At 37.9% G+C, this 9,962-nt stretch carries 6 protein-coding genes; all 6 read right to left on the bottom strand.

Annotated features, from left to right (window positions below; genetic code table 11):
• Window positions 1-2,186: ABC transporter permease (locus RLO81_RS11315; RefSeq protein ID WP_350111548.1), on the bottom strand; the 2,186-nt coding region annotated here is incomplete at its 3' end.
• Window positions 2,183-2,512, bottom strand: coding sequence for a PadR family transcriptional regulator (locus RLO81_RS11310; RefSeq protein WP_350111546.1), 330 nt, complete (start codon window positions 2,510-2,512; stop codon window positions 2,183-2,185). The genes RLO81_RS11310 and RLO81_RS11315, both read right to left, overlap by 4 nt.
• 87 nt (window positions 2,513-2,599) lie before the next feature.
• The gene (locus RLO81_RS11305) at window positions 2,600-3,301 is read right to left on the bottom strand and encodes a 2-phosphosulfolactate phosphatase (protein ID WP_350111544.1); all 702 of its coding nucleotides are present in this window, start codon (window positions 3,299-3,301) and stop codon (window positions 2,600-2,602) included.
• A 30-nt stretch (window positions 3,302-3,331) separates the two neighbouring features.
• Window positions 3,332-5,317 (bottom strand): cache domain-containing protein, encoded by a 1,986-nt coding sequence (locus RLO81_RS11300; RefSeq protein ID WP_350111543.1) that lies wholly within the window; start codon window positions 5,315-5,317, stop codon window positions 3,332-3,334.
• 516 nt (window positions 5,318-5,833) lie between these two features.
• On the bottom strand, window positions 5,834-6,916 hold the full coding sequence (gcvT, locus tag RLO81_RS11295; RefSeq protein WP_350111541.1) for a glycine cleavage system aminomethyltransferase GcvT: 1,083 nt from the start codon (window positions 6,914-6,916) through the stop codon (window positions 5,834-5,836).
• 55 nt (window positions 6,917-6,971) lie between these two features.
• The coding region (locus tag RLO81_RS11290) for a tetratricopeptide repeat protein (protein ID WP_350111539.1) at window positions 6,972-9,962 on the bottom strand (2,991 nt) is incomplete at its 5' end.

Raw genomic sequence — 9,962 nt, 5'->3', positions numbered from 1 at the left:
TTTAATGGACTCAATTTTTTCCATTTATTTTCAATATCGCTAATAGTTTGTGCTACCTCATTTGATGAGAGCTTGACATTGGCATACCTAAAGTGCTCTTTGTTATATCTGAAAATGAGTGGTTCAATTTTGCGTGAAAGGTTTTTGAAGTGAAAGTTTTTCATCACCCCTGAAATCACTAATTCGGTGCTGTCATTCATTTGAATAGGTTGACCAATAGCCATGGTCGCATTATCAATGCCGCGATTTTGAATAAACTGTTCATTCACAATAACAAACTGTTCATTGTTTGAAAATGAGGATTCAAATGGTTTTCCGGCAATCAACTCCAATTTTAGATTTTCGAAATAGTTATGGTCAATATACATTTGGGTTACATCTGTAGAATCGTCCTTATGGGGTAGCCAAATGGTCTCTCCAGAATTAACACCAAGGATAGATGATGACATAGATACCTGAGTGACGGCCGCCATTCCATCCAAATGAGTTCTTAATATTTCCGGATCAACACCTTGCAGATCTATATCTAGAATATTCTCCTGTGCAAAGCCCAGATCATAATTAACGGCTGTTCTGTATTGATCGATAAAAACTACTACACCCATTATAAATCCAAATGACAGGGCAAACTGAATAACAAGTAGTGTTTTCTGAAAATTGACTTTGCCGAAAAGTTGGGAGGTTGTAGTTTTTTTGAGTGCAGCAATTGGCTTGATGCCTGCAAAGTGAATTGCTGGGAAAATACCTGCAAGAACGCCAGTAAGAACAGCAAATAGTATAGAGTAAAGTAAGTTCAATGTAGTTATGCTAAAATCCATTGAAGTGATACCTGCAACCAGCATTGTTTGAAACTCTACTCTTATAAACATGAAAATTGCATAAGCACCCACTAATGAAACGAGTGAGATAATTACCGTTTCTAGAATAAATTGTAGGAAGATCTGTTTTTTAACTCCCCCTACGACCTTCCGCATACCAATCTCTTTGGCTCTTCCTAATGCACGCGCAGTAGAAATATTGGTGTAATTAAAGCATGCTGGCAGAAGTATGAGCAATGTAATACTTATACTAATCAGATAAATTTCAATTCCCCAGGATGTACCTAATTCATCGCCTGTATCGCTGCCCATGGCTATTTCTGATAAATGCTGTAGTTTGAATTTGGCATCATAGGCATTCATGGATTTATATTTCTGAAGAGATATTTCTTCAAGTGTGCTGTTTAATGCCGCGATGTTACTATTCTCAGGTAATAGGAGGTAAAGATAATTGTTATAAAACTCAGTCCAGGCTTTTGGGTTGGTGGCGGCAGTTTCATACCGAGCCCTATCGAGAAACACCTGATGTGGGAGCAATGCCTCAAACCACATGTGTGAGTTTTTAGGAACATCTTTAATAACACCACTAATGGTAAACTCGCCTAAATCACCCATATCTATGATATTACCTAACGGAGATTCTTCATTAAACATTTTCTTGGCGAAGGATTCGGTAATGAGAATAGTAGATGGATCCTTTAAATCATTTTCACCTGACAGCAGGTCAAAGGAAAATACCTCTAGAAAGTTGTTATCGACAAACAACCCATTTATAGGAAGCGTTTTGTTATTGTATTCTGCTTCGGCATTGAGCGTATTATTTATTCTAACTAGCTTTCCAAATCCAGAATAATCGTCACTTAATAGCTGGGCTAGTGGAACGGGTGTAGAAGCCCAGTCTTTGGTTCTAACCTTTTTATCAGTCTCAGTAATTATCCGATAAATGCGCGACCCGTTCTCGTGGAAGCTGTCATAAGTATCTACAAATGAGATCATGGTGATGAATAGAATTCCTATTGACATTCCTGCTGACAGGCCTAATATGTTAATTATGGTAAAAAGTCGTTGTTTGGCAAGGCTTCTAAGAGCTACTTTTATATAGTTTTTTAGCATGGGTAAATTATTTTGAGTTTTTGAAAATGTATGGGTAGCATGATCTTTTCTCCGCTTGACCAATGCGTATGAGAAAAGAAGGCTTAATGTATCTTTCCAGTATTGTATTTTGGCTTTAGATGGAGAAGATTCATCGAGGTTATGGATAAACTCTTCTTCCATATCACCGAGTATATCCTCTATAAATTCTGATGGGCAAAATTTAGATAGTAGCCACTGAGCGGATTTTGGAGGATGTATTTTTGAATTATTCATTTAGAGATATTGAGGTTTACTTGAGATGCACTCCAAAGAGAATCACGAAGTTCTTTCATGGCTGTGAGTCCTTCTTTTGCATCTGCAGTTAGCTCAAAGAATCTTTTTTTTCTTCCGCCTCGCTCTGCCGTGGCACCACCCAAATGAGATTTTAAATATCCTTTGTCTTCCAACCTTGAAATGGTAGAATGCAAGGCTCCAATGCTAATAGAACGATTAGCTCTTTTTTGAATTTCTTCTTTGATGGCTACACCGTAAGCATCTCCTCCAAGTGTAGCAATGGTAAGCAAAACCAGTTCTTCAAATTCACCTAAATATCCCTTCATGCTACAACTATACGGAAGTATTCAATATTAGTTTCTATTTTTAAGAACTAATAGTAAAATAAAATCAAAATCTTCGTTTATGAGCTTTTAAGCTACCAATTCGCCATTAACTAATCGGGGAACAACATTGAATTCATCCTCGGTCAGACAATACTCTATGTCTTTAATAACATTGAGTCTGTTCAACCTTCGGGCGTGCGAGGAGTTTTTAATCTGGCCCAGTAAATCGTCCTTCATTTGCAAATATCCAGACCGGGCCAATAATGGAGCGTCCGTTTCATAATCAAATTGGTCTATGATTCTATCCACAAGAGCCCCCGCAAAAAGTGAGTCCTCAAGATTAACTTTACCTTTCCAGCCGGCACAAAGTATTAGCACATTTTGCTTTTGAGCTAGTACATAATTGGCCACACTACTTATGTTCAGAAAAGAGCCAATAATAACTTCTATAGACCTTCTGGATTTTTCTATGGCAACAGTACCGTTAGTAGTGGTGACAGCCACTTTCTTGCCTTTCACCTTCTCATCCATATAGTCGAAAGGCGAGTTGCCGAGGTCAAAGCCATCTACTTTTTCACCGTTGCGTTCACCTGCAATTAAGTAGCCTTCCGATTTCATTCGCTGGCACTGCTCAAGGTTTTCGAATGGAGTAATACTTTTTACTCCGCTCGCCAAACCTGCCGTCATGCAAGATGTTGCTCTTAAAATGTCTACTACTACTACTACTTTGTCAGTAACATCATACAGATGTATCAAATCAGGGCTAAGGCAAACGTCAACCGTTTTCATAGGCTAAACTTAGGCTACAATTTTAAATGATTAATTCTTCTGATTACCCAGTTTTCGTTCCAAGTCCTCAATTTTGCTCACATACTCTTTTTCCTTTCGTATCATCTCTTCCTGAGTGGCTTGCAACTCTTCCATATTTTGGCGCATTTCCTCTTCCTGACTTTGTAGGTCTTCTGCCTGTATTTTGGATTGTTCTAATAGCTTTTTAGTGGTATTGTTGATCTTAGCAGACGATACAGTTGATGCGATATTTTCAGCTAATTTCTGAAGAAACTCGATCTGATAGGTTGGGATCTCTTTAAACGAAACCAATTCAATTGCACCAAAAACTTCACCATTGAGCATTAATGGCACAATTAAAATAATGTTAGGCTTAGCTTCTCCTAATCCTGACGTAATATTCACATAGTCTTGCGGAACTTCCTTTAGGTAGATGTAGCTCTGCTCTTTCATAGATTGAGCCACAAGACCTTCATCCATTTCTATTCGCTTATCAATCCACTTTTTACGCTCATAGGCATAAGCTCCTTTGAGTTGTATGTATTTGTCGTTAGGATCATCATCATTAATAAGGAAAATGCCACCCTGAATTACCTTGGTATAGCTGACAAGGTTGCTGATAATTGTTGAACATAAGGCATCCAGATTTTCAGAATCGGATTGAAGTATATCAGCGAATTTTGCTAACCCTTCATTGGTCCATCTTCTTTTCTCTTCTTCACTCTTAGCATTTTTCAGGCTATTACGCATTTCAAGAAGTGAATTACCCAACACATCATCTTCACTTGATACCTCAAAATCGGCATCTAAATTTCCTTCACCAATAAGTTTGGAGAATGTAGCCTTTTTGTTCAGTTCATCCATTAAGGTGTTTACTGAACTAGACATTTGCCCTAATCTGTTTTTACTATTTACATCCAGCTTGTTGCTCATGTTAATATCGCCTCTGGCAATGTCTTTTAATAAGGCACTGGTTTTCTCAAGAGAACTTACAATGTCATTACTAATTCTGAGGATTACGAGTGTGAGTAGGCTTAAACCTATCAAAGCAACAACAATCATAAACCAGAAAGTAGTATTAATTGAGCCTGTGATTTCAGAGTAAGGCACGATTATACCTACTGACCATGGGGCATTTGATCTGCCTACCGGTATAGGCGCAATTGATACATAGGCATCGTCCTGCAATTCCTCACTGTAGATTGTAAATGATCCTTTGCCACCAGTTTGAACCAACTCCATTAAATTAATATCTAACTCTTCATAATAGTCTAATACAGTCAATGGCTTATTCGAATATTCTGGATTCTTATGCGCTACAATGGTTCCATTATTTGAAGCCAAGAAGGCGTAACCATGCTCATAACCTTCAATGGTGGTCATTTTGCTATATTCTTCAAGCGACATATCAATGCCCATCACACCTAACGCGGTGCCATTATCATCGAGCAGCGTTTTTGTAGGCGAAACGGCTAGTAGCGTACCGCCATTGTCTAAATCATACGAATCAAACTCATAAGGTTCTGTTAGTACTTCCACTTTCTCAGTTAATAGTCTATAATACAGCCCATCGAGCACAAATCCATTTAAATCCTTTTTTTCCTGTGATGTTTTTATTGTTCCATTATCCCAATAGCAGTTGATACTTAATCTACCATATTCCTTCGTCCAGGCAGTATCTATGTATTCTAATTGCCAGCTCATCCACACCGCTTCATACTTAGGGTATTGTTCTAAAATGCTTTTCATTAGCTGAAACTGCATTTTTTCACGCTGATCAGTCGGTAGGTCTACATAATCTTGCATGATGAGAGTCATGGCTCTTGTAATGGCCATATCCTCATCCAGCTTGGCTTTGATGTCATTGGCTTTATCTGAAGCATAGGTATCAGCTAATTTTTTAGCTTCGGCAATGGCCTCATCTCGCAGGCTGTAGATAGTATATCCAATGGTTATTGAATAAATGACTACGGTAAGACCTAAGATGAAAAACATCATCTTTTTCTTAATTGTCATGTTTTTGAACATGGCGGCAATCTGTATTTAGGTTTTATGTAAGTTCTTAGTAGAATGCTCTAGGCAGTCTACGTCAAAAATAATTTTTATTCTGAAACAAACTAATTTATTGATCATCTCTATATTGATTAACTTATTTTAACACTATTTTTTCAACTTACCTCAACATTCGGAGTATAATTGACTAATCAAACTCAAACAACACTTCCGTGGTCAAGAACTATTTTATAGCAGCACGAAGAGAATTTTATCAATTGGTGAGTTGGTAAATGTGAGTCCTGTAAGTACTTAAGGGACTGTAGGGAAAGGCGACAACACCCTTACTAAGCCTCCGAGGCTTAGTAAGGGTGTTATAAGCATTAAAAATTTGATGACCGGGTATCGTTTTAAGGTCAGGATTGCGGATCAAGTCCGCAATGACAGCGGGGTTTAAAGTAATTGTCATGCCGGACTTGATCCGGCATCCCTTTATTCCTTGACGAAATCCTCATCAACCTACCAACCAAATCCGGTCTCTTAAATCAAAGGCAACTTACTCACCACCGCCTTTAAACTTCTGTTTCTAACAGCTATAAAAATCTCGGTTTCTGGTTTAGCAAATTCAGTTTTTACATACCCCATACCAATACCCTGAGAAAGTACTGGCGATTGTGTGCCTGAAGTTACTCTTCCTATAGTATTTCCATCAGCATCCTGAATTTCATAATCGTGACGCGGAATGCCTCGGTCAATCATTTTGAAACCAATAAGTTTTTTTGAAACGCCTTCTTCTTTTTGCTTCTTTAAAGCTTCAGAGTTGGTGAAATCCTTGGTGAATTTGGTGATCCAACCCAAGCCTGCTTCTAAAGGAGAGGTGGTATCATCAATATCATTGCCATATAAGCAATAGCCCATTTCCATTCTCAGGGTATCTCTTGCTCCCAGTCCAATAGGCTTAATGTCAAACTCTTTACCAGCTTCCATAATTTTATTCCAGATCATTTCAGCATGATGATTATGCATGTATATTTCGAAACCTCCGGCACCGGTATAACCTGTTGCCGAGATAATTACATGATCAGCTCCGGCAAAATCACCCACCACAAAGTGATAGAATTTAATTGCAGATAAATCAACGGACGTTAACTTCTGCAAGGCTTCAACGGCCTTTTGTCCCTGCACTGCAAAAAGTGAAAAGTCATCAGAAATGTTTTTCATTTCTGCCCCAACATCATTTTTAGATGAGATCCAATTCCAGTCTTTATCAATATTAGAAGCATTTACAACTAAGAGATACTGCTCCTCTTTCATTTGATACACCAGCAAATCATCAACAATTCCGCCATCATTATTAGGCAAACAAGAGTATTGAGCCCTGCCAATTTCTAGTGTAGAGGCATCATTAGAAGTAACTTTTTGAATAAGACTTAAGGCATTAGGGCCTGAAATTAAGAATTCGCCCATGTGCGATACATCAAAAATCCCAACACCATTTCTCACTGTCATATGCTCTTCTATATCTGAGCTATAACGCACAGGCATGTTGTAACCGGCAAATGGCACCATTTTAGCACCAAGCTTTTCATGTAAATCGTTAAGGGCTATTTTCTTTAATTCCATAATCTCTTAATTAATAAAGCGACAAAGTTAAATTTTTAAATTGTACGAAAAACAGTTACCAGGCATTTGATGCCTCTTCCAGTATTTTCTCGTAATTAGATTTTATTGCGGTATAGTCTTTATTGTTCACCATTGTTCTTAGCTTCTCTAACGCTGATTGAGCGTACGTTTCTTGTTCTATTCTACCACAATGATAGATGTAGGCTTTTAATAGTTTGAGGGAGTGAGGATTAATTTCTGTGGCATTTAAAAGCATGTTGTAAGCTTTAAACTTATCGGTTAGACTTGTGAATTCAGCCGATGAAATAATTGCTTCTTCATAAAATGGGTTTCTATGACCAAGAATCTCAAATTGCTTTTTGGCCATGATAGAGTCACCACTTGAGAATGCAATGAGCCCGGTATAAAGTGCCTTTTCCATAAACCGATCTGGCCCAAACTCAACGCCTTGGTTAATCTTTTTGGCTAAATCGCGAATCTGGCCTTGGTATGCAAGCATGTTTAGCTCGAAGAATTGAATGTCTTCAAATAACTTTTTATCCGTAATAGCTACATTTTCAATAAGGCTATAAATATTGATCGTGCTTTCTATCAACTCTCTTTCCCATAATTTTTTACACATAGTAAGTATTGCACTGGCCTTATAATTAGGGTCCTTGATTTCTTTCACAAGTTCTCTGAATGCAGTAGTGTCATTAAAATCAAAATTATACCTGGCGAATAGGGTTTTGTCATAGTCGGTGGCATCAGGGGCTAAGTCTTCTGATGTTAACCCATACATTTTATTAGCAATGGATTGTAATTCAGCGTCACCGTTAGTTGCTAAATCCTTCCATGCCAATGGTGCATTTTCATGATTCATTTCTGAAAGTGCAATGGCCAAATGAAATCGTGCCTCTTCGTAATTTCTGTCTAAAGACCATTGAAAATACTGGGCTGCCACCTGCGGAGCCTCTTGCTCTAAAGCCCATAGACCTAAATCATCAAAATATTTGGCCGCAATTTTCTCGCGTGTGCTGGCAATCCAATTTAATTTTCTAAATGCTTTGTGCACTTCTTTGTTTCTATACTGGTGCAGGCAATAGAGATAATCCAGCCCTTCTCTGGCTACATAATTTCTTTCATATTCTGCATAAGCCTTTAATGCTTCTGTGTTGAAGGTGTCGGCACCGTAAAAATTATTAATAGCCTGATTGCTCAGAATGGAAATATCAATGGTAGATAAAGCTGAATCAGCAAAACTGTAGTTTAAGCTTTTGAGTTTCCCATTTTTGTTACTTAGTACTAAGGTATTGTTCAGGCTAACAGGATTCGCCTCTACCTGGTATTCCTTTAAAACAGAGTCCACATCAATCGATAAATCGTTAGCGGAAATTAACGCTAAAATATTGCTCGAGGCACTTCCTTTTTCAGGATTGAGTGAAGCAGCCTTATCCAAAAAGTAAATGGCCGAATCTATTACGTTGGTTTTGCCATATTGCAGGCCTAATGCGTTATGTAATTCGGCACTTTCAGGGAAAAGCTTTTGCCCATCGCGCAGCGTAAAGAGCGCATCGAAAAACCGGTTTTGATTATTATAAATATTGGCCAGGTTAATAAATGCTTGTGGACTAGGGTACTTTTTTATCGCTTCTTTATATCGGGTAATAGCTCGCTCCTCATTATTCATTCGGTTATTAATGAGCGCAATGGCATAGTTAGATTTATGATTGTAAAGAGCATATTCGCTGGCCTCTCTGTAATAGCGTTCTGCCAACAAATTTTCACCATTTGAATAGTGATAATCTGCCACACTGTTGTAATTGGATGCAGAATTCTGAAAAACAGGCACCTTCCAATTAGCCTTTAATAAAAATGCAATCACTACAATTAAACCAGCAAATCTAAAGGTGAAATAGGGCATGTTTGTCGGTCTATAAATAACCTTGTAGATGGCCAGCTTGCTTTTTAAGAGTCCTGCAAAGTTTGCCAGTGTGTACAGGATGAAAATAAATCCAAAGCCCATGTGTGCATATAGGATAAAATCCCTAAAAATTTCCAGTCCTGCATCATTTCCTATGTTGTAAAAATGAGCGATAGTTGAGAAGCAAATAATCCCGAAAATCAAATAAAGAATACCACCGGCCGGTGCAAATTTTAAGGCAAAATCATATTGATTTTCGCGGTGCCTGAAGCCCCAAATTCCAAGTATGGCGCTTACGCTGAGTAGAAGATAGATATCAATGTAAAATATATTCCAATCTACCAGGTTGGCTTCATGTAAGTAGGCAAGCACTACATTGGTTAGGTACACAATGCTAATAATCAAGAAGTGAACAGTGCCATTTTTGGTAGTGGTGGTTCCCGAGCCAAATAGAAGATAAGCAAAGCCCGCCACTATTTCGTGCCCTACTGTAAAAATGAATACAAGGCTTAACACTGTAGCTGACGAGTTGAGTGAAGTGGCTAAATAGAAAAATGGTTGTGGTGTGTAAGCAGTAAAATAAAAGAATAAAACCAAAACTGAAGTGGCTAGAAAAAAAGCACCAACGCGTTTAATTAAGGATGTTTCAGGCCAGATTTTATTGAATAGGTATGAGAGAGGTAAGTAAAACAGAATGGCTGCTATCAAACCAATTTTCTCATTGCTATCAAAAAGAAGCAATAACTCCAGTTTTAAGCTTACCAGAAAAAATGTAAATAAGGCTACACCAATAAAATACCAGAATTTATTAAAGGTGCTTATTACAGCAATTAATGCCGAAGCACAAATACTTACTACTATCAGAAAAAGGTAGTAGTCCGTTGCTGAAATAAGCGGTGCTGTACCGTCATATTTTTGCAGAAAATAAGTACTCTCCACATTTTGAGTAAGATTGAAAGGACCAATTTTAAATGTATCTATCAGTACACTCGTTTTATCAGCTTCAGCCAGAATATTCCAATCAAGGTAGCTGTGGAGCCCTTCCAGATACTGAAAGCTCATCCACAGAATGGATAAAATAAATCCTCCTATAAATAAAAGATAAAGACTGCGGCTTTCTTTGGGCCAGGAATTCCAGAAATA

It is taken from the genome of Fulvivirga sp., assembly GCF_040220315.1.
GTDB lineage: Bacteria > Bacteroidota > Bacteroidia > Cytophagales > Cyclobacteriaceae > Fulvivirga.
Note: the sequence above shows the minus strand (reverse complement) of the source record. Positions and strands in the feature narration are given on the sequence as shown.

Bases quoted from the DNA above. Each gene is read 5' to 3' on its own strand.
- gcvT (WP_350111541.1), bottom strand. From the start codon at position 6,916: ATGGAATTAAAGAAAATAGCCCTTAACGATTTACATGAAAAGCTTGGT.
- RLO81_RS11310 (WP_350111546.1), bottom strand. From the start codon at position 2,512: ATGAAGGGATATTTAGGTGAATTTGAAGAACTGGTTTTGCTTACCATT.
- RLO81_RS11300 (WP_350111543.1), bottom strand. From the start codon at position 5,317: ATGACAATTAAGAAAAAGATGATGTTTTTCATCTTAGGTCTTACCGTA.
- RLO81_RS11305 (WP_350111544.1), bottom strand. From the start codon at position 3,301: ATGAAAACGGTTGACGTTTGCCTTAGCCCTGATTTGATACATCTGTAT.